Consider the following 23,967-nt stretch of genomic DNA (forward strand, 5'->3'; position numbering starts at 1 on the left):
GTGACTGGCGGCGAAGGGAACGTGAAGGCAATCACGGTGGAGCGGGATCGCCAGCGCAGGATTGATCCGGCGCTAGCTTGGATATTCCTGCTGGCGCTGCTGTTTCGCATCCCGATTTCGCTGTTCACGGTCTACCATCATGCCGACGAGATCTGGCAGTATCTTGAGCCCGCATATGGCTTAGTGACGGGCGACTGGATTCGCACATGGGACATTCGGCTTGGCATCCGCAGCTGGCTGATTCCGCTGATCATGCTGGTGCCGGTGTGGACCGGACACTCGCTTGATCCTTCAGGGGAACTACACATCGTCTTGCCGCGCATGGGCCTGGCTTTCGCCTCGCTCGGCATTGTCTGGGCGGGCTGGTCGTTGGGCGCACGGATCAGCCGACATCATGCGATCATGGCAGCCATTGTCGCTGCGATCTGGGTGGACTTTGCCTATTTCGCCCCGCGTACATCGAGCGATACGCTGTCGGCCGCCCTTATCTTGCCGGGTCTTGCAATGCTGGTGCGGTTTCGGGATACGGGCAAGCGCAATGCGGCGCTGATCGGCGGATTTCTGATTGGTCTGGGCTTTATCATGCGGTTTCCGCTCGGGCCGGCACTGGCGATCCCGTTTTTGTGGGCGGGGCGGTTCGAGTTTCGCAGGGCCTGGCTACCGCTGATTGCGGGGGCTGTGGGCGGCGTGCTGTGTGATGTGCTGGCCAACCTGGCTATGGGTGAAACGCCGCTGGTCTGGGTGTACAACAATGTGTTTGCCAATGTCGTAGCCGACCGCAGTCATGCCTATGGCGTAGAGACTGCAGACTGGTATCTGCGTGTGCTTGTCTGGCAGTGGCAATACATCGCGGTGCTGTTGCTCCCTGCGATGTGGCTGGGCGCACGACGTTATCCGATGTTGGCGGTAACGGCGCTTGCTGTGATCGTCACTCATTCTGCCATCGGGCACAAGGAATACAGGTTTGTGCTGCTGGCGGTGTTGCTGCTGATCCTCCTGGCCGCCATCGGTTCGGTTGATCTTACGGGACGGTTGGACCGGTGGCGCGGCAAGACCGTGGGTCGGGGAGCGCTGGCGGGATTGGCCCTGGTGTGGCTGGCAGGATCGGTGCAAGTGGCGGCGACCGAACCGTTCGTGATCAACTGGGGCGTGGGCAAGGCTCCGTTGCGAGCGATGCGCACGGTGCGCGAGCAGCCCGGATTCTGCGGCCTTGCAACCTATCGCATACGCGACGTGCCGTTCGTTTCGCGGGCGGTCCTGAACCGCAAGGCGCAGACGCTGCTGATCGATGGTCCAGACGCACAAGCGCAAGCAACAGCAGTGCAATCAAGTTTTAACGTGGCCGTGACACCCGCCGAACACATCCGCGAACTGCCGTCAACCTATCGCTTTGTTGGCTGCATGTCGCCAAAGAAGCCGCTGTTTGAACAGCAATACTGCGTGATGGCGCGGCCCGGGCCATGCACGCAGAATGCGGGCACGCTGGACTATAACGCAGCGCTGATCCGTATCGACAAGTAGACGTTCAGACGCCTTCGAGCGCGTATCCGGCAGAACGCACGGTGCGCACCGGATCCGCCGCGCCGGGGATGGCGATGGCTTGGCGCAGGCGGCGGATGTGGACGTCCACTGTGCGCAATTCGATGTCGCTTCCGCTGCCCCAGACCGCATCGAGCAGTTGCCCGCGCGAGAAGACGCGCGCCGGATGTTCCATGAAGTGTTTGAGCAGTCGAAATTCGGTTGGGCCGACCTTCATCGGCGTGCCGCGGCGCGAGACGCGGTGCGCGGTGGGATCTAGCGAAAGATCGCCAACCGTAATCGTCTCTCCGGCCAAAGCAGGGCGCACACGCCGAAGGACTGCGCCGACACGGGCGATCAGTTCACGCGGCGAGAATGGCTTGGTAACATAATCGTCCGCGCCGATTTCCAGCCCGCGGATGCGATCATCCTCATCCGAACGTGCGGTGAGCATGATGATCGGGACGTGTGCCGTTTCTTTATTCCGGCGCAGACGGCGGCACACTTCGATGCCGCTTGTGCCGCTGATCATCCAATCGAGCAGGACCAGATCGGGCGCGTCTTCTGCCGCGAGCAACAGCGCTTCATCGCCATCATCGGTGGTGCGCACATCGTAACCTTCGCCGCGAAAGCGGTATTCGACCAGTTCGGCCAGAGCCGTGTCGTCTTCAACCAGCAGCAATTTTGGAGCGGGCACGCAAACCTCCATGACAGTCAGCTTGCCAAAGCACCCCAAATGTTACCGCGATATGACGGGAAGAACAAAGGGCCGATCAGATCGTCGTACGATCAAGCTGGGGGCACGACTTCTTCGCGCTCGGGCAGATTTGCTCCGGTTGCGGCGTAGTACACCATTTCTGCAATGTTTGTAGCATGATCGCCGATCCGCTCGATATTGCGGGCAACGAACAGCAATTGTGCCGCGCTGCTGATTGTGGCTGGATTTTCGACCATAAACGACACGAGATTGCGGAAGATCGAATCGTAGAACGCATCGACCTTGGCATCGCGCAGCACGATTTCGGCAGCGCTGACGGGATCGCGTGCGGCAAAGGCCGTCAACACATCGTGGACCATTTCGGCGGCCAGATCGTTCATAGCGGGCAACAAGGTGAGCGGTTCGAAACGCTTGCGCCCTTCGATGATGCCAACGCGCTTGGCGATGTTCTTGGCATAATCGCCGATCCGTTCGATCACACCGGCGATTTTCAAGGCGGCGATGACTTCGCGCAAATCGTCAGCCATTGGGGCGCGCAGGGCGAGCACGCGGATCGCCAGCTTATCTACCTCAGCTTCGAGCTGGTCAATCCGCTTGTCGCGCGCGATCACGCCCGTGGCCAGATCACGGTCGCCGCGCACCAGAGCGTCCATGGCTTCCGAGACCGAAAGTTCGGCCAAGCCGCCCATCTCCGCCACCAGACCGCGCAAGCGGGTGATGTCATCGTCGAATGCCTTGACGGTATGTTCGGCCACTATGTCGTCCTTCTATATCCGTTAGCGCGGATCAGCCGTAGCGGCCGGTGATGTAATCCTTGGTCCGTTCTTCACGCGGATTGGTGAAGATATCGGAGGTCTTGCCGTATTCTACTACCTTACCCAGGTGGAAGAATGCTGTACGCTGCGACACGCGCGCGGCCTGTTGCATCGAATGGGTGACAATCACGATGGCGTAGCGGCCACGCAATTCGTCAATCAGTTCCTCGATACGGGCCGTGGCGATGGGATCGAGTGCCGAACAAGGTTCGTCCATCAGGATCACTTCGGGATCGACGGCAATGGCGCGCGCGATGCACAGCCGCTGCTGCTGGCCGCCCGAAAGTGCGGTGCCGCTGTCGGTCAACCGGTCCTTCACTTCGTCCCACAGGCCAGCACGGCGGAGCGACTGTTCGACGATTTCGTCAAGTTCAGCCTTGCTGCCGGTGATCCCGTGGATCTTGGGGCCATAGGCGATATTGTCGTAAATCGACTTGGGGAAGGGGTTCGGCTTCTGGAACACCATGCCCACGCGGGCGCGCAACTGCACAACGTCCATGCCGGACTTGTAGATGTCCTGCCCGTCGAGCAGGATTTCCCCTTCGACGCGCGCGTTGGCGATGGTGTCGTTCATGCGGTTCAGCGAACGCAAAAATGTGGATTTTCCGCAGCCCGATGGGCCAATGAAAGCGGTGACATAGCGCTGCGGGATCTCGATCGAGACATTGTCGATCGCGCGCTTATCGCCGTAGAACACCGAAACATTGTTCGCGCTCATCTTCAGGGGCGCGTCGAAATAGGGCTTTTCCTGGCCCTGAGTTTCCGACGGGATCACTTCAGCGTTCATGTTACCACCGTTGTTCGAAACGGTTGCGCAAATAGATCGCAAGGCCGTTCATCAGGAGCAGGAAGATAAGCAATACCACAATCGCCGCGCTGGTGCGTTCGACGAAGCCACGGTCGATCTCGTCGGACCACAGGAAAATCTGCACCGGCAGTACGCTGGAGGGCGCAGTGAAGCCCGAAGGCGGGCTGGCAACGAAAGCGCGCATGCCAATCATCAGCAGCGGCGCGGTTTCGCCCAGCGCGCGGGCCATGCCGATGATCGTGCCGGTCAGAATGCCGGGCAGCGCGAGCGGGAGCACGTGGTTAAACACGACCTGCACCTTGCTGGCCCCGATGGCGAGCGCGGCATCGCGGATTGACGGTGGCACCGCCTTGATCGCGTTGCGCCCGGAAATGACAATGACCGGCATCGTCATCAGCGCCAGGGTCATCCCGCCAATCAGCGGGGCGGAGCGCAAGTTGGGGAACAACGCGAGGAATACGGCGAGGCCCAGCAAGCCGAAGATGATCGAGGGGACCGCTGCCAGATTGTTGATCGAAATTTCGATGATCTCGGTCCAGCGGTTCTTCGGCGCGTATTCCTCAAGGTATAGAGCGGATAGCACGCCAATCGGGAAGGCGAGGACAAGCGTGACGAACATCGTCAGCATCGAGCCTTTGAGCGCGCCCCAGATGCCGACCGATTGCGGGCTGGTCGCGTCAGAGCGGCTGATGAAGCCTTCGTCGAACTGGCGAACCAGCTTCCCTTCGGACTTGAGCTTGTTGACCAGCGCCTGCTTTGCCGGATCACCATCGCCGCGCATCGCCCGAGCCAACGCATCGCTGGCGGGCAGGGAGACGGTGACCGATCCGTTCAGCAGGGCCGGATTTTCGATCAGCATGTCAGCAACTTCGCGCCACGCACCATCGGCAAGGATATCGTCTGCATCGGGGCCGAGGGCCTTTTGTGCGGCAGATTGGACCACGCGTTCGAGACCTGCGAGTTCGAGCCCGCCCATAGGATTGGGCTGCGTGAGTCGTTCGACATCGATCTGCATGGACCCCGCGAGAGGAACATCAAAGCGCACTTCGCTGCGCTGGAACCCGGCAAAACCAGCCGAGCCCATGTTTATCAGAAGGAACAGCAGCATGAGTGCCGAGAAGGAGACGGCGAGGAAGCCGAGCCAGCGGAAGCGGCGATCGGCCGATTTGCGCTTGGCCAAGCCGCTTTCCATCATGGTGCGGCGGCGGGCCTGGACTTTTTCGAAGGAGGTGGTTGCCGACGGCATATTCGTGGCCTCAGTCATAGGCTTCGCGATACCGCTTCACCACGCGCAGGGCGATGAAGTTCAGCGTCAGCGTGACAAGAAACAGCACCATGCCCAGCGCAAAGGCCGAAAGCGTGGCGGGATGATCGAAGCTGCCTTCGCCGGTCAGCATGGCCACGATCTGGAAGGTGACCGTGGTCATGCTTTCGAACGGATTGGCGGTGAGATTGGCCGAGGCCCCAGCGGCCATTACGACGATCATCGTTTCGCCAATCGCGCGGCTGATGGCAAGCATGACCCCGGCAACAATGCCGGGCAGGGCGGCGGGAACGAGCACTTTGCTGATCGTTTCCGATGTAGTGGCGCCCATCGCAAGGCTGCCGTCGCGCAGTGATTGCGGCACAGCGGCAATCGAATCGTCGGCCATCGAGGAAACGAACGGTATGATCATCACGCCCATGACCAGGCCTGCAGCCACCGCGCTTTCGGTGGACGCGCTGGAGATGCCGATGGCTTGTGCTGCATCACGCACCATCGGCGCGACGGTGAGCGCCGCGAAATAGCCGTAGACCACGGTGGGTACGCCTGCGAGGATTTCGAGCAGGGGCTTCATCACTTTGCGCACGGAATTGCTGGCGTATTGCGTGAGGAAGATCGCGCTCATCAATCCGAGCGGGATGGCAACGATCATCGCGATGATCGCGCCGATATAGAGCGTGCCCCAGAACAGCGGAATGGCTCCGTAATCCCCGCCATCGGGCGCACCGGAGCTCATCGGATCGGGCGACCAGTGGGTGCCGAAGAGGAAATCGATAGGTGATACCATGCCGAAAAAGCGAATAGTTTCAAATACCAAGCTGGCGATGATGCCAACCGTTGTGAGAATCGCCACTAGCGACGCGATCATCAACAGCGCCATGACGGCGCGCTCTACCCGGGTGCGGGCGGTGAAATCAGGCTTCAGGCGCAGGAAGGCGAACGCGCCGCCTGCAAAAGCCACGAGGATCGTGATGGCAAGGCCGATAGTATCGTAAAACGAGATCGCCTTACGATAGGGCTCAACCAAAGCCTGCGCGTCTTCATTGAAGACACCGAAGGCCGCGCCTGTGGCTACGGCGCGTGCCTCTGCAAGCCAGGTTTCACGCTCAAACCCGAAGACTGGCAACACCGCTGCTGCGGGATCGGCCATCACGCGCGCGGTGATCAGTGCGGGGCTGATGCCGTTCCAAGCCAACGCAAAGAGCACTGCCGGAACGCCCACCCACAGCGCGACATACCAGGCATGGAAGTTTGGCAGCGAGTGCAGCCGGACGCCCGGTGCAGCCCGGCGGAAGGCCCAGGCACGGGAGCGTGCCGCCAACCAGCCAAGAAGGCTCAGCCCGAAGGCGAGCAGAAACAGAATGGCTGGCGACATAACCCCCGAATTTCCCCGTACGCTTTACTTCAGTTGTGAACCATCAAGAACCGGCAGGTCGTTAACAGCCTTCGCGCTCTTCGCAAGCACGTCGTCAGGCGCAACCACCATGCCAAGCTTGGCAAGCGTGCCACCTTTGCCCCAGAGCTTTGACCATTCGGTGACAAATCCCTGCAAACCTGGAATTGCTTTCAGATGGGCCTTCTTTACGTAGATAAAGAGAGGACGCGCGCCCGGATAGCTGAAGTCCGAGATGGTGGTATAGGTCGGTTCGACACCCTTCATCGTCAGGCCCTTGATCCTGCCTTTGTTCTCTTCAAGATACGAGAAGCCGAAAACGCCGATGGCCTTGGGATTGGCTTCGATCTTCTGGACGATCAGGTTGTCGTTTTCACCTGCATCGACATAGGCACCATCATCGCGCACTTCGGTGCAGATCTTTTCGTGGGCAGCCTTGTCGCTGTCCTTCAGTGCCTTCATTTCGGGGTTTTCATCGCAGCCCTTGGCCAGGATCAATTCCTTGAGCGCATCGCGCGTGCCCGAAGTGGAGGGCGGGCCATAGACGAGGATGGCTTCGGCCGGGAGTGACGGATTGACGTCTTTCCACGTCTTGTAGGTCTGCGGCTTGCCATAAGGATTCTTGGCCAGTGCCTTGTAAACATCTTCGGGGCTCAGCGCGATGCCAACGCCCCCCTGTGCTTCGGCAAAGGCCACGCCATCAAGGCCGACTTGGACTTCGACGATGTCCTTTACGCCGTTCTTCTGGCAGCCTTCGAATTCGGAAGCCTTCATCCGGCGCGAGGCATTGACGATATCGGGGAACTGCGCGCCGACGCCGCTGCAGAACAGGTTCATGCCCGCGCCGGTCCCGGTCGATTCGATGATCGGCGACTTGATCTTGGGATCAGCCCGGGCGAGTGATTCGGCCACGGCCTTGGCAAAGGGATAGACAGTGGAGGAACCGACGGCCCGCACCTGATCACGGGTGCCCCCATCCTGCGAACCGCAACCGGCAAGAGCAAGCGCTGGCAGCGCGGCAGCGGAAAGAGCAATATTGCGAATCATCGACATTGGGTTGGGCCTTGGTTCCTGTGGGCTGCGTGGCCAATGCGACGATCGCGTGACAGGTTTATGACATTGCCGGTTTAGGCGAGTGGCAGGTCTGCGGCAACGGTCTGTTGCGATGCCAGCGGAATACGGACAGTGACAGTGGTGCCCTTCCCTTGGGTACTGGAAATGTCGAGCTTCCCTCGATGCCGCTCCACGATGTGCTTGACGATGGCAAGGCCAAGGCCCGTGCCGCCCGCCGCACGGCTTCTCCCCGGATCGGTGCGATAGAACCGGCGCGTAAGATAGGGCAGGTGATCGGGGTGAATGCCTTCACCCCTGTCGGCCACGACCAGTTCGGCTTCGCCACGGGCGATGCCGATTTTCACGGAGACCGGCTGTTGGGGATCGCCATATTTGAAGGCATTATCGATAAGGTTGCGCACCAGCTGGTCAAGCTGCTGCCGGTCCCCCATCACCACCGCCTCTCCAGTCTGAAACTGCAGCCGTTCATCACCAACATTCATCGCGGTTTCGCTGACAATCGTGGCGATCATTTGGCCAAGATCGATCCGATCACGCGGTGGATCGTGCTTTTCAGCCTCGATGCGCGAAAGCGACATCAGATCCTCGACCAGACTTTGCAGCCGCCGCGATTCCCGCAGCACGGTAGCGTGAAACCGCGCGGCGGTGGCTTCATCCACCTTGGCCTCCGGGTCGGCCAGCGTTTCGATATAGCCGATGATCGAAGCCAAGGGGGTGCGCAGTTCGTGGCTGGCGTTGGCGACGAAATCGGTGTGCGCGCGGCTGATATCGGCCTCGGCGGTCCGGTTGACCATTTCGATCAGCGAGAACCGCTCGTCAATCGGGACACGGCTGACCTGCCAGATGCTGCGTGCCCCGGTCAGCCCGCGCACCAATGCCCTACCCACGGGCTTTTTCAGCAGTTCAATGGCTTCGGGATGGCGCAGGGCAACACGCGCATCCTGCCCGATGATATGCGTTCCCAGTTCCTCGCGCGCGGCGGCGTTGGCTGCGGCGATGCGCTGTCCATCCAGCATCAGCACAGGAAGGCCGAATGGCTCGACCAGTTCGATCATGGCCTGGCGGGAAACGCTGCCATCATCGCGTTCGATGGTTTCGACCACAGGTTCAGGCCGGGCCAGCCACAAGGTTGCCAGCCACACAAGCAGTATGGCAGCAGACATCCACAGGCCCGTACCGCCGAGATACATCACGACTGCCGCAACAACGGCGACAATCATACTGGGGACGGGCAAAGTGGAATTTGGCAGCGACAAACCCTTCATCGAATCACGCCGTGTGGATTGCCTTTGCCTGACGACTCGCCGATCCATGTGTCGGCTTAATGGCAATGCAAATAGGCGAGGGGAGTGCATCGGCGCAAGCCATGCTGACCTGGCGTCACACTTCGCCCGTGGATGGCGCAGGGCGAATGCTGGGCTTACACCGCAACACTGCGCCACGCTTGATCCGGCGACAGATTTCCCAAGGGACCCATGTACCCCCTTGTCCGCAGTGCACATTCCCCCCAAAGCGCGCGCAGCCCTTACCCCCTGATGGCGTGATCTGGAAAGTCGCAACAAAATGGCCGAAACCTGTATTCTCAAGACCAGTGGCCTGATCACCGCCGTTGCTTGGGGGATGAGCGCCATCCCCGCGTTTGCTGATGACGCGCCACCTAATCAGATATCAGGCGAACAGATCGTCGTTACCGGTCGCGGGCTTGAGGCGGCACCGGGCACGCCTGCTTATTCAACCACTCTGATCGGACGCGAAGCAATAACCACATCTGCCTCTGGGCGAATCGAGGACGTGTTGGCTCAAGTTGCGGGTTTCCAGCAATTCCGCCGATCAGACAGTCGGTCATCCAATCCTTCGGCGCAGGGCGTCACGCTGCGCGCTTTGGGTGGCAATGCCACGTCGCGAGCGCTGGTGCTGCTGGACGGTGTGCCGATGGCCGATCCCTTCTTCGGATACATCCCGCTGTCTGCGCTAGCCCCTGATACGCTGGCTGCGATCCGGGTGACGCGCGGCGGCGGTTCGGGCCCGTTTGGTGCAGGCGCTCTTTCCGGCACGATTGAACTGGAAAGCGCCGGGCCAGACGAGCTCGGTCTGGTCAATGGTCAGTTGCTGGCCAGCCAGCGCGGCGAAACCGAAGCCGCGCTGAGCATTGCGCCGCGCCTTGGTGCAGGCTTTGCTGTCGTTTCCGGCCGATGGGATCGCGGGCAGGGCTTCTGGACCACTCCGGTGGCACAACGTGCACCCGCCAGCGTCCGGGCGCGGTATGAATCATGGTCCACCGCAATTCGTGCTGTCGCGCCGCTGACTGAAACCTTGGAACTACAGGCAAAAGCTCTGGTCTATCGCGATGATCGCGTACTGCGTTTCAGGGGAGCCACCACTTCGAGCGAAGGGCAGGATGCCAGCTTGCGTCTGGTTGGACGGGGTGATTGGCAGTTCGATGCGCTCGCCTATGTTCAGGCGCGCAATTTCGACAATATCGTTGTTTCAGCCACAAGCTTTCGCCCGACGCTGGACCAGTACGATACGCCTGCACAAGGGCTGGGTGCCAAGTTTGAATTGCGTCCGCCGGTGGGGGCGAGCAACGTGTTGCGTCTGGGCGTGGATTGGCGGCGCGCATCAGGCACGATGAAGGAGAACGCGCTTAACGCCACTACGGGCGCTGTCACCGCACGGCGACGGGCAGGGGGTGTAAACACCGACCTTGGCTTTTATGCCGAGAACGACCTGACGCTGGGCGAACTGGTCTTGACCGGGGGGCTGCGCGCTGACCGCACCGTGATCGACAACGGCTATTTCGAGGTTCGCAATGCCGCAGGCGCGGTGACCAGCCTGACCACGTATGCAACGCAGAGCGATTGGACCGTGACCTGGCGGGGTGGAGCAGTGTGGCGGGCGGATGCTGCAATTGCCCTGCGTGCGGCGGCCTACACTGGTTTGCGCCAGCCCACGCTCAACGAATTGTACCGACCGTTCACGGTGTTTCCGGTGACGACACAGGCCAATGCGCAGCTTCGCAACGAAACACTGGAAGGCTTTGAAGCCGGTGTAGATTTTACACCGGGCGCGGGTCTGCGGCTTTCGATCACTGGCTTTGACAACCGCATCAAGGATGCGATTGCCAATGTGACCATCGGCACCAATCAGCGCCAACGCCGCAACGTGGCCGAAATTCGTGCGCGCGGGATCGAGGCCAGCGGCCATGCCGAACTCGGCATCGTCCGCTTTGATGGCTCTGTTGCGTGGACCGATGCCGAAGTGCGCAATGGCGCGGCCTCGGAATTGACCGGAAAGCTTCCGGCACAGACGCCGCGCATTGCGGCATCGGGCACTCTGGCGCTTGTTCCAGCTCCGGACTGGCAGTTCGCCGCTACGCTGCGCCACATCGGTCTGCAATTCGAAGACGATGTGGAGCGAGACAGCTTGCCATCGGCCACTACAGTGGATCTGTTTGCGCAAGCGCCTTTGATGGCAGGGGCCAGTCTAGTGCTGCGCGGGGAGAACCTGTTCGATGTAGAGATCGTCACGCGCAATTCGGGCGGATCGATTGACCTTGGCAACCCCCGCACCATTTGGGCCGGGGTGCGCTTTTCGTTCTAGTTCAGGAGCGCGTGAAAGGTCATCGCAAAGCTGGCTCCGCTGGCAAGGCTTGCTGCAAAACCGGTAAGCGTTGTTGCGGAAAACGAGATACCGAAGGGATCGGACTCGTCGATCCCGGTCGCGTTGTCATCTTCCATTGTTGTTGCATTTGCGCAGGAGGTGCCAGACCGGGCCGTGCCGGGTTGGTAGGTCAGGCTGGGTGGCAGGGTATCGGTCGCGAAGACATCGCTTGCGGCAAGGGTGCCGGGGTTGGTGACAAGGATACAATAGCGCAGCAACGCGCCCGGAAGAGCCATTGGCCCGGTCGCGCTTATCCCGTCTGACAAGACTGATGATGTCTTGCTGACCAGTAGCGGCGGTATGCGCGTGTTGGTGTACGTGCAGACAATGCCGGTTTCGCCAGTGCCAATCGTCAGACCATCGGCCAGATTGGTATCCACAGCGCCAGTGCAGGAAACCGCCTGGTTATAGCGGCCGGAATTGGTGCCCGGGAGGATTTCGTTAAGCAGAACCGTTTCCCCGATGACCACGGGCGTGGGTGTGCCATCGGTATCGAGATCACTGGCCGTGCCTGCTTCAGATGCGAAAGTATCGATAATGGTTGCCCCGCGCGACAGCGTAATGTTGGCATCGTCGCCTACGGTGGCATTGGCCCATTGCTTGCGCAGGGTGACCCGGGCGTCGTTGTCGCTAATCGTGTAGGTGCCAGAAGACTGGAGCGCTCCGCCACAGGTGGTGGTGTTGCCGAGGGTGTAGCCCGTGCCGGTCGACAGCGCATAAGTGATCGTTTCGCTGGATTCGATCGCGGTATCATCCACAATCGTGATGCCAAGCGGGATGGGGGTGTTGTTGTATGTGCCCGCAGGGATCGTGATGCTGAAATTCGCAGCGCCACCCGGTGTGGTGTAATCGGTGCCGCGTGTGGCGGTGCCGCCGGTAATGCTCATGTTGACGGTGATAGCGCTTGGTGCGCGGCCGGTGACAAGCAGGGTCGCAAGGTTTGCTGATGGCACGGATTCAGCACCCGAACTGCTGCCGACCGAAAGCTGGATGAACGGGCGCAGGGTCAACTGGATCGCGTCGAGGAAGTTGCCGAACGATCCGGGATCGCTCGTGGTGAACTGTACGCGCCGCAGACCAGTGGTGCCTGAGTATGTCGCTGTGCCATTGTTGACGTTCCACACCTGGTTGCTGGTGGTGGAGGCCTGTGTGGCAAGGGTCTGGATCAGTGTTCCCGTGGTGGTTGCAACCTGAAATCGCACGGTTTGGGTGTTGGCTCCGCCGGGACGAGCGCGGTGTGCAAAAGTCCAGCCAACCGGTTCACCGGCAACCAAGCAGATGTTCTGAAAGAACGTGCCGTTCACGTTGGCGTTCATTTCGGCAAATACGCTGCCCTCAAACGCTGGAACGCCGTTGAAATTGCTGTCCCACAGTTCGATTTCATTGGTGGTCGTCTCCCACCCGGCGACCGATGCGCTGGGCAGGATTTCGAAATTCGGCGCGCCCGGTCCTGCTGGATCGTTCAGCTCGAACGAAGGGTTCTGCAGCGAGCGGAACTGCGCCTGCGCTGGCGATCCGGCCAAGGCGATTCCGAACAGCCAAAAAAGCATTTTCGCCAGCAACTTGGCCAACTTCTTACCCAAACGTCTGGCCGACTCTTGGGAAGGCTTGTGCAAGGGATTGACGCGGTTAATCACTTGCATACTCCAGCGTCCGTCGCATTGCGGAGACGGTAAGTGTGAGCCGTTAACATTAGGTTAGGCATAAACCCGCGTGGCACTTCACTTCACCTGCGCCCGAAATTGGAACACGGCGCTGGCGTTGGCAGCAAGTTCCCCACCGGGCGTAATCCGCAGTGCGCCCACTTGCGCATCGTACCCCGTCGCAGGAACATAGTTGAACTGGTTGCCGCTGCTCTGCCGATAGGCGAGCGAAGGCGCAGACAGGGTGAGACCGCCGCTGTTCAACAGCTTCACAGGAAGGCTGGTGGTGCCATCAAATGCAAGGTTGCGGAAAGTCACATTTGCCGGAAGCACATCGGCCAGCACGATCGATCCCGCATCAAGGCTTGTGCCGGTCGGGTTTGTTACGGTCAGGGTATAGATCACATCGTTGCCCGGAACGTTGTATGATCCGAACGTTCCAGTGATTGGGGACGAAGTCTTTGCAAAATTGACCCTGGGCATTTCGCAAAAGGTAACGCCGCTGATGCCCATGGCTTGCTGGCCGGTGGTGCTTTCACCCGGAAAATTGCCATAGCGCACGGTCACCGTCGTCACAGGCTGGGCAAATTCGGCGATGAAACGGCCAGTTGCAGTGCCAATGTCCGATGCTCCGGTCCCTGCCATTTGCGCGGATGATGAAAGCGCAGGAGCGGCTGTGCGGGGGCCAAAGGCAATGGAGGAATTGGTCGCCGTGCTCGTGCCAGAGTTGTTGTTCCCCCACGGAGTCGTCATCGCCGGGGTAAAGGTGGCTGAGCCATCGGCGCCAGTGATTGCCACCCAGTCGCGGAATTGGTTCACGCCGTAATCGATATCGTCGGCTGTCAGCGCGAATGAAACGACAGGGGTGGCGAACGTGAAAGTGGCGACAATCACGCGGCTGGTGCCGGTGATCGATGCAGTGCGTCCGGCAAAGGTACCGCCAAACGTAAGGTGGCGCGCCGTGCCGCCAGACATCAGCGTGGTAATGCGCGGCATCGTTTCGCCGCCGACAGTCGTGCTGGAAAGATTGGCTGCGGTCAGGCGCAAGCTGAAACTTGCGGTGCCCCCCGCGCCGCGCGTGGCCGTGTAAGTATAGGTCGAACCATAGGCGAGCTGCGTTGTCGGTTGAGCCGAGTAGGAAAAGGCGTATTCGTTTGCGCCGCTGCAACTGGCGGCCTGCGCGCTGGCGCAAACGAGCAGCAGCGGCATTGCCAACAGTTTTGATGCAGGCGCAATCGTCCCGCGCAGGGCGGCGATCATCGACGCTGTCCGCAGCCTGTCATTGGCGCAGGCCCAGGAACGCAAGACTGTTGCTGTCAAACTTAAGCCGCATCGCCACGAAAATGCCCTTGGCGGTCTGGCGCGCACCGACGAAATCAGGGTCACGATAGCCAGTGAGGTTATAGCCGATTGTAATCATGGTATCCTTGACCAAGCTAACGCCAATCTGAGGGCCGATAGCGAAGCGCGTGGTACCGTCGGACAGGTTGTGGCGCACGGTGACAATTGAACCAATCTCGACCGATTCTCCGATGCCCAGCCGTGCGTCCATGCCTCCGATCAGCGAAGTGCCAACAAGATCAAAGCCTTCGTAGGCATCGAACGTGTGCCGCACCGCTGCAAAGATTCCTAGTTCGCTGCGCTGCGCGGTTTCGGAGCGGGGTGACCAGTTCAACGAAGTGCTGGCCATCATGCGCGTGGACTTGGCATCGGTGCCGCCCAACAATGCTGTGCGTGATCCGCTAGCTGTTGCCGTGCCGCTCTCGATCTCGTCGCTGCGCAGTTCCAGCTTCGAAAGCATCGCAAAGGCGCTGTCGGCAGGGCGGTGCGCCATCGATATGGCAGCATCCAAGATGCGGCTGCGCTGGCCGTTTTCGTCAGTTGCGTGGGTCGTTGTGAAGCCTGCGCCCACCATGCTGCCTTCACCGAACTGGCGGATTGCGCCAATCACCACGCCCCTGCGATCGGTCAGCTGGCCATTGCGCAGTTCACCGCGCCCGGTCACGCTCCAGCGGTCCCGCCGCCAGGTTGCGCCGAGAGTCACGGCAGTGAAATCCTCGGCAATTGTGCCTGTATCGCCAAGGTTGCCGCCGCTCGATGCAGGCTGATCGATATTGATCAGCTTGGCGGCATTGATCCCCGCCAGCGTGGTCGAATGGTCAACCGTTGCATCAATCGTCAACGAAGGGGTGACAGGCAAAGACTGCGTCAGGCCGAAGGCAGCAAAGCTGCGCTTGCCATATTCGCTGAGCGATTGCTGACCAAGTGTGGTCAGCGCGCGTGCGCCATCCCAAGGCCCGATATCGAAGCCGGCCTGCACCGTATCGGCAGACACAGCCTTGCCAGTTGCGCGTTCATATGTGCCGAGCAGCTTGATCGAGGGCGTGAAGGCATAAGCACCGCCAATGCGATAGCGCGAGGGCAGATCGATGCTTTCAGCGGCTCCCAATGCCACGCTGGCAGCGCCGTTGATTTCCAACCTATTATCGAAGAGGTGGCGCGTGGCTCCGGCCTGCAGCGCAGTGGTGCGCGCTGTGCTGCCATCAGCCAGCCGATCATCGAACATGGCAAGGCCAAAGCGCGCTTCGGTATCGCGCGTGCGCCACACGCCGTTCACTTCGGCGGCTTTGCGCTGGGCAGCGTCGGTCAGGCTATCGTCAAACCATGCGCTGGCCGTAACAGAGAAGGCCTTGTTCAGCCGATACCGGCCATCGATGCCGACCTTGCGGCGGCCGCGTTCGGCGTTGTTCAACTGGCCAAGGCCAAAGCTGCGCCCGGCCGAACGGACATAGGCCAGCGCATCAATTGCGCCATCGTGATGTTCAATCTCAGCAATCCAGGCGTTGTCGTAGTTTCCAGCAAGACGGCTAACCGCAGCTTCGGCGCGGAATTCGGTTGCGACACCAAGCGCAGCGCGCACGTCCACTGCTGCGAGGTCTGCGCGCGCACCGTTGTTCGCCCCAGTATCGGTGATCGCGGTCGCACCAATGCGCACGGCGCCGCCCAGTGTGGTCACGTCAGCGCGTAGCCCCGCATTGATCTCGCCACCGGCAGCCTGCTCAACCTCGTAATCCACGATAATGAAGCGCGGATTGAGGTTTTCGTCGCGGCTTAGAACAGGCGCACGGAAGGTGATCGTGCCGGTCAGCAGGTCGATATCGTAATCGATGAAGCGCTGGAGCGTTTTGGTTTCGACGATGACTTCCGAACGGAAGCGGTCACGCACCTGCAGATTGACGATTTCGCTGTTGGGGATGATGCGGCGGCTGGACAGGCGATAAGGCCCGGAAATGCCGCCGCCCTGGATCTCGTCCCGCCGGTGGGTATCGCCAACGCGCGCCGCAAAGCCCTGCACATGAACTGCGCCGAATGTGCCTTCTGCTGCAGCACCGGTGACCGTGCGCTGATAGCGCGCCAGCACGGTCTGGTCGAACGCGGTCACGAAATCGCCGTAGATGGCATAGAACGCGCGCGCTTCGATGCGGATATAGAGCTTGTTGCGGCTGGCGGCATCGAACCGGCGGCTCGAACCATCGGCGAAAACGGTGTAATAGGCGTTCGGATCGATTGCGCCGAGCAGGCGCTGCTGGTCCTGCTGCTTGGCACTGTCATAACTTGCCGTCAGCAGGAATTTGCCCAGTACGCGGCCCTTGGCATAGAACGCGACGCGCGCATTGTCGCCAAGATCGCTGTCAAAACGGCCATCGCGCTGCATCTGCTTGGCGATAGAGCTTTTGCCGCCCGCTGCTTCGGCCAGACCGACCAGCGTCCACTTCTGATCCCCCGGCGCAATCCAGCTTTCCAGTTGCTGGCGGCGTGTCATCATCTCGTCCTTGAACAGGAATTCGGCGCGCAACGGGCCGCTGACCATGGTCGGGGCCAGTTCGACATAGGCAATGCCATCATCGCCCTTGACCACAAAGGTTGGCGCGCCACGATCCAGCCCGGACAGCGTGCGCGATTGCATGGCATCGATGGCCAGCGCGCTTTCATATGGCTGGTTCAGCGTGAATTCGCCGGTGATCCCGGAATGGACCGGGCGGCCATTGCGATCGGTTACGCGCAGCGCCAGCATCGGGCGGGTCGTGCCATCGGCAATCAGGCGCGACTTTTCCTTCACCAGAGTTACGCGCGCCGGAACCTGCACGAAGTGGACGTCGCGTTTCAGCTTGGCCGTTTCCCGGCCATCGGCCGAACGCACAACCGCCGTGAGCACGGATGTTTCGCCATTGAGCGGAACGCCGCGCCATACGCTGACGGCAAAGCCTTGGGGCGAGGCGCTCTCGCCGTCAAAGGCGATGGGATCGACCGGCTTGCCATTGATAGCGAGGTCTACCTTTTCACCTTTGCGGTGGCGGATGACGACGCGGATCGTGGGCGAGCGCGGGTTGTGATCCGCTTGCGGGAAGAGGAAGTCCGTAGGGCCATCGCCCAGGGCAAGCCAGTTGGTATCGGCTCCGGCTGCCTTGCGGTCCTCCGATTCAGCCTTGCGTACAGCAGCGGGCTTTTCGCTGTCTTCTGGCTTGAGATTATCCGCAGAATTAGGCTTTTCAGCAGATACTTGCGGAATAATCTTCATATCCTGCTTTAACACGGCACTGAAATCGGCCACGGCCAGCGTTCCGCCTTGCCCCGTGATGAAGCGCGATGTGGCGCTGCCCGCGCTGCGGGTGGAATTGACGCAATCGATGAAGCGGCCACCTGCGGGCAGGGTCTGTTCGGCGACTTGAACCACGTGGGTTCCAGACACCACGCCTTCAAAGTGATAACGGCCTTCGGCGTCCGTCATGGCAAAGCTGCCATCTTCAAGCATCACGCGCACACCGGGAATGCCGATGCGCACGTCTCGCACGCTGCAATCGCCTGCGGTAACCCGGCCGATCAGCGTCATCCGGCTGGCGAGAATTTCATCCTCGATCCGCACACGGGCCTGCGCCGTGATGTTCTGCCCGCGGCTATCGGTCAGTTGCACCAGGTTGACCACATCGCCAGCCGGAGCATCGGGGCGCGCCGTCATCGCATAAGTGACCTTGACCGACTGCCCGGGGGCAATGCGGCCAAGCGTGATGGCCAGCTGGCGACCGTCGGAGGTGAAGCTGGCGGCCGCGCCTGCGTCCTGCCCATTAATGCGCACCGATTTCGGCACAAAGCGTAGCCACCGCGAAGGGGTGTCTTGCAGCGTCACCGCCATCAGTGCGCGCCGGGGGTCGGGATTGCTGGCCAGCACGGTGAAGATCACCGGATCGCCGGGATTGACGCTCTCGCGCGAAGCGGTCTTGGTCAGATTGGCCGAAATGACTGGAGAATCCGCCGGAATGTCTACGCGCACGGGTGTGGGCGATGTCAGCGTGACAGTGCCGCCAAACGATGCGTCGCTAAGCTCCACCAGATTGCCTTCCGGGCGGCGGATCGTGCGAAGCGCATCAACCGGCACGGTCGAAGGCGCGGTATAGCCCGCAGGTGGTTCCACGCGCAGGCGATAGGTGCCCAGCGCGGCCAGCGGGAAGCGGTATTCGCCAACCGGCATGGGGTGCACAATGCCTGCGGAATCGGTCACCGGCTGACCGGTCACCACGGTTGAAGGCCATCCAGTGATGCCGTCGTCGCCAAAAACCTGAGCGGGCTGACCGGTTGCGACGTTGATCAGCGTGATCGTCACGCCATCGATAGGCGTGCCGTCGCGGCTGTCAAACACAAGGCCGTAAGGATCTGCCAGGACCTGCACGTTGCCTACGGGCAGGGCATTGAGTTGCAGTCGGCTGTCGGCGATTGCGATGGTGATCGAATCCCCGGCATGCACGCTCAACCGGCAATCGCGCTGCGTCGGGCTGGGCGGAATGCCGGTGGTTGCAATGACCGCGATGAATTCCCCGGTGTTGGCACCGGTTTCAGCAACGGTGATCAGTTCCTCGTCACCCGATGATGTCGTGGTCTTGATCTGAAGCTGATCGATTGCATCAGCGCTGCGGTTGGCCAAGGGCGCGGAAATGCGCACATAGAGCACCTCACCAATGCGAAAGCTGTTTGAAGGCAGGAGTGTGCCGTTCAACGAAAGCGCTGTCTGCGATCCGGTTGTCGACATACTGCGCTGGCCGCAGGTCGGCATGGCAAGCGAGAATGCGCTGGCACCATCGGGAAGGTAGCGCAGCGTTTGCAAGGCTACGACAGCCGGATCAACCCGGAAGGAAACAGTGTTAGACGTGGCGGACACGGTTTCGCCGCGATCGGTCCATTTTGCAGTCGCGGTGTTGGTGATGGTCCCCTGCGCAGCGGCTGCGGCGGAAACCATCAGCAACATCGCAGCGATCAGGCCTGAAAGCCAGTGCTTGATGAAGGATGGAGTAAAGGCAAACATGGCTGTCTGGCGTGCCGGCCTTGCCACAAGGGCAAGACCGGCGTGCGCTTCAGTCGATCGTAGCGTGGAAAAGAACGGTCCGGGTCGCGCCACCAGCCACACTGGGGATCGTTCCGGTAACCGTGCCTGCTGATTCAGAGCCCGCAATGGCGCCATCGGCCAGGCAGACGCCGCCCGAAACCGTGCCATCCACCTTCACGCCGAACGAGGGTTCGTACGTTACGGTCGTCGGCAGAGGGTCGGTGATGCCGATCGAGGATGCAGGCGAAGCTCCGGCTGCGTTCGATACCGCGATGCAGTATTCGATGACTGCGCCGGGGATCATCTTCGGATTGACGGTAAGGTTCACCGGGTCCGAAACTATGCGGCTGGTCTTGACAACCGTCAGCATTGCGGTGGCGATGGTATAGTCGTCACGCGCCGATTGCGCCGCATCGCGGACGCCATCGTCAGGGCCTGCAACCGTATCAGCAAACACCGTGTCCATGTTTGCAGTGTTGCCACCGGTGGTCTGGGTCAGGGCATCGCCTTGCGTGTTGGCAAGACCGGCTTCACGGGCCGTGGCGCGCAGCGAGACGCCGGCAACTGTGCCGTTGGCAAGGCCGAGCGGAATGTCGGACACCACGAACACGCGGCGCGTGGCATCTGCAGCCACTTCATCGAGGAAGGTCACCAGAGTATCGGTGCCTTCTTCGAAAGATCCGCTGTTGTTGCTGTCGACGAACAGGCGCACGTTGGTGGCGTTGAACGTGTCGGTGCCGCCATTGGCCGCTGTGCCGCCGGTCTGCTGCAGGCCTTCAAGAGCGAAGTCGAGCGGAGCGTTCGAGGTGTTGGTCACCGTGAAGGTCGTCACCTGCGAGACCGAACCAGGCGTAACCACCGTGGTGGCATTGCCGACTTCGGCAACGGTCAGGTTGATCTTGCGGTCAACGGTCAGCGTATCGCTGGCGGTTTGGGTATTCTGAGAGATACCGCCAACCTGAAAGCTGACTGTGGCAGTGTTGGTAATGGTGTCGCCTGCGGCTGTCCCTGCCGCGTGCGCCGATGTCGCGCCGAACGCAAACAGTGCAAGCGCACTGGTAGCGCCCAGCATTTTGCTGGTGCATTTCATGATTACGATCCCTGTCCGAAGTTACCTGCTTTGCGTGCCGCCAGCAGGCCAGGCGGTGTTTCGCAGCCTATTCAGCGAACGATGGCGTGATACTCGACCGTGCCGCTCCCCCCCGGAGCGATGGCAGGCACAGTCCAGCGAATGTGGGTAATGTCTTCTGCCCGTGCTGCGCGGGGTGCGCCGCTGGCATCCTTGACGGTCAGCGCTGACAGCAGGCCATAGCCCTTGCCACCATCGACTGAGACCTGCAGCTTGGCAGCACTGTCATCGGCCACGCGCACGGCCTGAGGCACCGGGTTGGTCACGATGAAGTTGTCTACAGGCTGGCTGCCCTTGTTGGCATATTTGGTGGAAAACAGCAGCTTGTCGCCGGGGACGACCACTTTGGGGTCTTCCAGCACGATCTGCGTGCGGCCGTTGGCCTCCACCGTTTTTTGCAGCTTCACACCGCCTTCAAGGACGACGCTGGGCTGCTGTTGCGCCAGTGCCGGCGCGGTGGCCAGCGTGAGCGCGAAGAGTGCTGAGATGAGCCTGATCATATCCTGTTCCCGTTTTTCAAGTGTCTGACGAAGGATCAGTTGATCGTTGTCTGGAACGTGACCGTGCCGCTGGCCCCGCCAGCCAGCGCGCCGACAGTGACATCGATGCCCGATGCAGAAGCAATGCCGACATCACCGTCTGCGGCATCGGTCAGCGCCGTACCACCAAGCGCGATCGAGTTGGCGACGTAGGTTGTTCCGGCAGGAATGGCGTCGATGATGTGCAGATCGTTGACTGAACCCGTGCCGCTGGCAGTGGCGGCAATAGTGAAGGTGACGACGGCGCCCGGCACCGGCTTGGACCCGCCGAACGGATCGACGATGGTGAACGACTTGACCAGCGCCACGCTGGCCGAACTGGCAATCAGCGAACCGAGCGCATTGGCATTGGCGGTCGTCGCGCCGACCACGGCATCGCCGCCGCCCTGGCCAAGCCCGGCAAAGCTGGTGCCCGGCGTGCCGGCACCGGTCAGCGCCTGTGCTGTGACGCGCACTTGCCCGGCAAGGCCATCTGTGGTGCCCGAAGGCTGCGAGACGACCACGAAGATGCGGGTGTTGCCATCAGCAGCCAGTTCCGGCGTGGCCGCGCCATTCGTGAGCACGGTGTCAACGCCCGGCTCGTACGTGCCGTTGTTGTTGCTGTCGATGGCGATGGTCTGGATCGTGGCATCAAACCCATTGCCGCTGACAGTGGGCGTGACGTTGATTGAAAACGCTTCGGCGCCGTTGCCGGTATTGTCGAGCCGGTAAGTCAGGACGGCGCTGTCGGCGAGGGGTACGGCCCCTGCATCAAGCGAGCTTACGGCCACGTCCAGCAGTTCGTCCACGCGGATCGACACGGTGTTAGAATTGACCGTGGTGGTTGCCCCGCCAGTGCCATAACTGGCCGAAGCGGTGTTCTGAATTAGTGTCCCGGCACTGACACCGGCAGCATGGGCGTGATGAGCGCCAAGCGCCGTAGTGGCAGCTAAGGAGGCGAGGGCGATGCGTTTGCGGACTGTTGTCATGGCCCGGGGAACTATGGCCCCGATGGTTACCAACAGATAAACTGCTTAGCGAAACTCCTTAGTATTCGGCCATCTGGTGGTTAACGAATGCTTAGCCCTCGCATACCCGCTTTTCGATGAATTCGTTTTGAATGCAGTATGTTGACCATGGTGTCAGTAGTGGAACCCTCGCTTCAACCCGAACGGCTATCCTGTTGATTCTGTGGCATACTAAGTTTTTTGCACAAAAGGTCCATATCGGATGTAAATCAGGCTTAGTCGCACCGCTCAGCGGGCGACCTTGAGCCAGCCGTGCATTTCCATCCAGTGGGTAAAGGCGTCGAACCAGCCCGTGCTGGTCGTGGTCTTCGGATACATGCCGAATCCATGGCCGCCTTGTTCGTAAAGATGAAACTCCACCGGGCGTTTGGCCTTTTGCCAGCTTTCGATCAGGCCGAAACCTCCGCCGGCAAAGAAGGGATCATCGGCTGCCAGTGCAACGAACATGGGCGAGGCATCCGCCTGAACCTCCACCGGGAACAGCGGGCCGTAGACAAGGCCGATGAAGGCAGGATTGGCCGATTTTTCAGTGAGTTCCGTGGCCAATGTCAACATCGCCCCAGCTGAAAATCCCACCATGCCAATGCGGTCTGGATTGATGCGCCATTCGGTGGCGCGCTTTCGAACAAGATCGAACGCTGCGCGCGAATCGGCAAGTTGCGGGGCGAGGGCGGCCATGCGCTCTTGCGCGGTTTGCACAGGCGGTTGCTGCGCACGGGCCGTTGCCGAAAACATCTCGCGCATCGATTGCTCGAACGCGGGCATGGCGGCAGGGGTCTGGTTCAGCCGGTACTTCAGTACAAAGGCCGTCACACCCTTTGCTGCCAGCGCCTTGGCAACATCAAACCCCTCGTTTTCCATCGACAGGGTGCGGAAGCCCCCTCCCGGCGCGACGATCACCGCAGTGCCAGTGGCCTTGGCGGGATCGGGAAAGAAAGGGGTGAGAGTTGCTACTGTGACGTTGCGCGCAAATCGGCTGCCATATTGCGAATGCCATGCCTCCTGGTTCACGGCCCCCGGCAGAGGCCCGGTGCCCAGCACAATTGCATCAGGCTGTGCAGGGATCGCAATGGGCGTCATCGTATCGTCCTGAGCCCGCAGCGAAGCGTCTGGGATCATTGCCAATGCAGCAGCGGTCGCCATGATCCTCATCCAACCCCGCATCATGCGTTTGGACGCTGGCTGACACGTCTGCTTCATCACGTCTCTCCTGATTTTCGTGCGTCGGAGTCCGGTTGGCCCCAATCATCAATACGCCAATTGATAGCGCTATCAGAAAATCAGTGCAAGCGCCTGCATCTTGTCCGCGTGCGTCTGCCTTCTGCCTTCGTGGGAAAACTACCGTGTGAAGGTTCAGGTGTGATTCTACATGTGTGGGATTGCTTGATGAAACCCGCTCAAACTGTTCAATAAGCTTACGAAAAAAATGCTATTCTCAAAGCTAAGGCACTTGGCGCTGTCACGCGTAGCAACCTTAGAGCACTTTCCGACCAATCTGGGTCACCGTGACGGAGCCGAATTGGGTTCAGGGCGAGGCGCGAGGAAGGAGCAATGCGGTTGCATTGTGACTGACGAGCAATGCTGCTCTGGACCCAATTCGGCCCGCCGCGCACCGGTTGCGGGTGGAAGCCCGCTGGACAGCGTTGCGATGCTTGCAGGGGCAACCCACCCCTGCCACGCACCGCGCCGTGCCAGCGGGCTTCCACCCGCAATCACGATGATCCAGATTGGTCGGAAAGTGCTCTAATGCCGGTTCTGTCAGGACATGTGCACGGGTTAACGGGCGCAACCCGATAGTGCTGACTACGCTGTTGTTTGGGAGTGCTGCCGTGCGCTTGGCGCTAACGGACTTCACTCAACTTTCCGGCTCGGCAATAATGTCCAAGCCTGCAAAGTTGGTGACCCCTACGGGAATCGAACCCGTGTTTCAGCCGTGAAAGGGCCGCGTCCTAACCGCTAGACGAAGGGGCCACTGGGCTTGCGCCGCTGGGCAGGTCCGCGCCTCTAAGGGGACTATTGCGGG

At 60.8% G+C, this 23,967-nt stretch carries 16 protein-coding genes and 1 tRNA gene; 2 read left to right on the forward strand and 15 right to left on the reverse strand.

What is annotated here, in order from left to right; translation table 11 throughout:
• Positions 1-21: 21 nt before the first annotated feature.
• Positions 22-1,521: a glycosyltransferase family protein gene (locus tag AC2A1F_RS14670; RefSeq protein ID WP_484209499.1), complete on the forward strand. Its 1,500-nt coding sequence runs from the start codon at positions 22-24 to the stop codon at positions 1,519-1,521.
• Positions 1,522-1,525: 4 nt separating this feature from the next.
• Here AC2A1F_RS14670 and phoB read toward each other — a convergent pair whose 3' ends face one another.
• The 7 genes from phoB to AC2A1F_RS14705 all read right to left on the reverse strand — a co-directional run bounded on the left by phoB (position 1,526) and on the right by AC2A1F_RS14705 (position 8,810).
• On the reverse strand, positions 1,526-2,215 hold the full coding sequence (gene phoB, locus AC2A1F_RS14675; protein ID WP_484209500.1) for a phosphate regulon transcriptional regulator PhoB: 690 nt from the start codon (positions 2,213-2,215) through the stop codon (positions 1,526-1,528).
• 92 nt (positions 2,216-2,307) lie between these two features.
• Positions 2,308-2,994, reverse strand: a complete 687-nt coding sequence (phoU, locus tag AC2A1F_RS14680; protein WP_484209607.1) for a phosphate signaling complex protein PhoU — start codon at positions 2,992-2,994, stop codon at positions 2,308-2,310.
• A 28-nt stretch (positions 2,995-3,022) separates the two neighbouring features.
• Positions 3,023-3,769, reverse strand: coding sequence for a phosphate ABC transporter ATP-binding protein PstB (gene pstB, locus AC2A1F_RS14685; RefSeq protein WP_484209608.1), 747 nt, complete (start codon positions 3,767-3,769; stop codon positions 3,023-3,025).
• 70 nt (positions 3,770-3,839) lie between these two features.
• Positions 3,840-5,105, reverse strand: coding sequence for a phosphate ABC transporter permease PstA (pstA, locus tag AC2A1F_RS14690; RefSeq protein ID WP_484209501.1), 1,266 nt, complete (start codon positions 5,103-5,105; stop codon positions 3,840-3,842).
• A gap of 10 nt (positions 5,106-5,115) precedes the next feature.
• The gene (gene pstC, locus AC2A1F_RS14695; protein ID WP_484209502.1) at positions 5,116-6,498 is read right to left on the reverse strand and encodes a phosphate ABC transporter permease subunit PstC; all 1,383 of its coding nucleotides are present in this window, start codon (positions 6,496-6,498) and stop codon (positions 5,116-5,118) included.
• 24 nt (positions 6,499-6,522) lie between these two features.
• Positions 6,523-7,569 carry a substrate-binding domain-containing protein gene (locus AC2A1F_RS14700; RefSeq protein WP_484209503.1) on the reverse strand — a complete coding sequence of 349 codons (1,047 nt, stop codon included), beginning with the start codon at positions 7,567-7,569 and terminating at the stop codon, positions 6,523-6,525.
• 74 nt (positions 7,570-7,643) lie between these two features.
• Entirely contained in the window at positions 7,644-8,810 is a 1,167-nt protein-coding gene (locus AC2A1F_RS14705) for a sensor histidine kinase (RefSeq protein WP_484209504.1), read from the reverse strand.
• 343 nt (positions 8,811-9,153) lie between these two features.
• Here AC2A1F_RS14705 and AC2A1F_RS14710 point away from each other — a divergent pair, with 343 nt between their 5' ends.
• Entirely contained in the window at positions 9,154-11,190 is a 2,037-nt protein-coding gene (locus tag AC2A1F_RS14710) for a TonB-dependent receptor (RefSeq protein ID WP_484209505.1), read from the forward strand.
• Here AC2A1F_RS14710 and AC2A1F_RS14715 read toward each other — a convergent pair.
• From AC2A1F_RS14715 to AC2A1F_RS14750, 8 genes are all read right to left on the reverse strand, one after another.
• A complete protein-coding gene (locus AC2A1F_RS14715) occupies positions 11,187-12,833 on the reverse strand; it encodes a DUF11 domain-containing protein (protein WP_484209506.1) in 1,647 nt (548 codons plus the stop codon). The two genes, AC2A1F_RS14710 and AC2A1F_RS14715, sit on opposite strands and share 4 nt — an antisense overlap.
• A gap of 138 nt (positions 12,834-12,971) precedes the next feature.
• A complete protein-coding gene (locus tag AC2A1F_RS14720; RefSeq protein ID WP_484209507.1) occupies positions 12,972-14,153 on the reverse strand; it encodes a hypothetical protein in 1,182 nt (393 codons plus the stop codon).
• A gap of 19 nt (positions 14,154-14,172) precedes the next feature.
• Positions 14,173-19,248, reverse strand: a complete 5,076-nt coding sequence (locus AC2A1F_RS14725) for a hypothetical protein (protein WP_484209508.1) — start codon at positions 19,246-19,248, stop codon at positions 14,173-14,175.
• Between the two features lie 49 nt (positions 19,249-19,297).
• On the reverse strand, positions 19,298-20,359 hold the full coding sequence (locus AC2A1F_RS14730) for a hypothetical protein (RefSeq protein ID WP_484209509.1): 1,062 nt from the start codon (positions 20,357-20,359) through the stop codon (positions 19,298-19,300).
• A gap of 71 nt (positions 20,360-20,430) precedes the next feature.
• Positions 20,431-20,898 (reverse strand): hypothetical protein, encoded by a 468-nt coding sequence (locus tag AC2A1F_RS14735; protein ID WP_484209510.1) that lies wholly within the window; start codon positions 20,896-20,898, stop codon positions 20,431-20,433.
• 35 nt (positions 20,899-20,933) lie between these two features.
• The gene (locus tag AC2A1F_RS14740; protein WP_484209511.1) at positions 20,934-21,905 is read right to left on the reverse strand and encodes a hypothetical protein; all 972 of its coding nucleotides are present in this window, start codon (positions 21,903-21,905) and stop codon (positions 20,934-20,936) included.
• Positions 21,906-22,172: 267 nt separating this feature from the next.
• Positions 22,173-23,096, reverse strand: coding sequence for an alpha/beta hydrolase (locus tag AC2A1F_RS14745; RefSeq protein WP_484209609.1), 924 nt, complete (start codon positions 23,094-23,096; stop codon positions 22,173-22,175).
• A gap of 744 nt (positions 23,097-23,840) precedes the next feature.
• A tRNA-Glu gene (locus AC2A1F_RS14750) sits at positions 23,841-23,915 on the reverse strand.
• Between the last annotated feature and the right edge of the window lie 52 nt (positions 23,916-23,967).

It is taken from the genome of Novosphingobium sp. HNCC26BN242 (genome assembly GCF_057180525.1).

Bases quoted from the DNA above. Each gene is read 5' to 3' on its own strand.
- pstB (WP_484209608.1), bottom strand. From the start codon at position 3,769: ATGAGCGCGAACAATGTTTCGGTGTTCTACGGCGATAAGCGCGCGATC.
- pstA (WP_484209501.1), bottom strand. From the start codon at position 5,105: ATGCCGTCGGCAACCACCTCCTTCGAAAAAGTCCAGGCCCGCCGCCGC.
- pstC (WP_484209502.1), bottom strand. From the start codon at position 6,498: ATGTCGCCAGCCATTCTGTTTCTGCTCGCCTTCGGGCTGAGCCTTCTT.
- AC2A1F_RS14700 (WP_484209503.1), bottom strand. From the start codon at position 7,569: ATGTCGATGATTCGCAATATTGCTCTTTCCGCTGCCGCGCTGCCAGCG.
- AC2A1F_RS14705 (WP_484209504.1), bottom strand. From the start codon at position 8,810: ATGATTGTCGCCGTTGTTGCGGCAGTCGTGATGTATCTCGGCGGTACG.
- AC2A1F_RS14710 (WP_484209505.1), top strand. From the start codon at position 9,154: ATGGCCGAAACCTGTATTCTCAAGACCAGTGGCCTGATCACCGCCGTT.
- AC2A1F_RS14720 (WP_484209507.1), bottom strand. From the start codon at position 14,153: ATGATCGCCGCCCTGCGCGGGACGATTGCGCCTGCATCAAAACTGTTG.
- AC2A1F_RS14725 (WP_484209508.1), bottom strand. From the start codon at position 19,248: ATGTTTGCCTTTACTCCATCCTTCATCAAGCACTGGCTTTCAGGCCTG.
- AC2A1F_RS14730 (WP_484209509.1), bottom strand. From the start codon at position 20,359: ATGAAATGCACCAGCAAAATGCTGGGCGCTACCAGTGCGCTTGCACTG.
- AC2A1F_RS14735 (WP_484209510.1), bottom strand. From the start codon at position 20,898: ATGATCAGGCTCATCTCAGCACTCTTCGCGCTCACGCTGGCCACCGCG.
- AC2A1F_RS14740 (WP_484209511.1), bottom strand. From the start codon at position 21,905: ATGACAACAGTCCGCAAACGCATCGCCCTCGCCTCCTTAGCTGCCACT.
- AC2A1F_RS14745 (WP_484209609.1), bottom strand. From the start codon at position 23,096: ATGAGGATCATGGCGACCGCTGCTGCATTGGCAATGATCCCAGACGCT.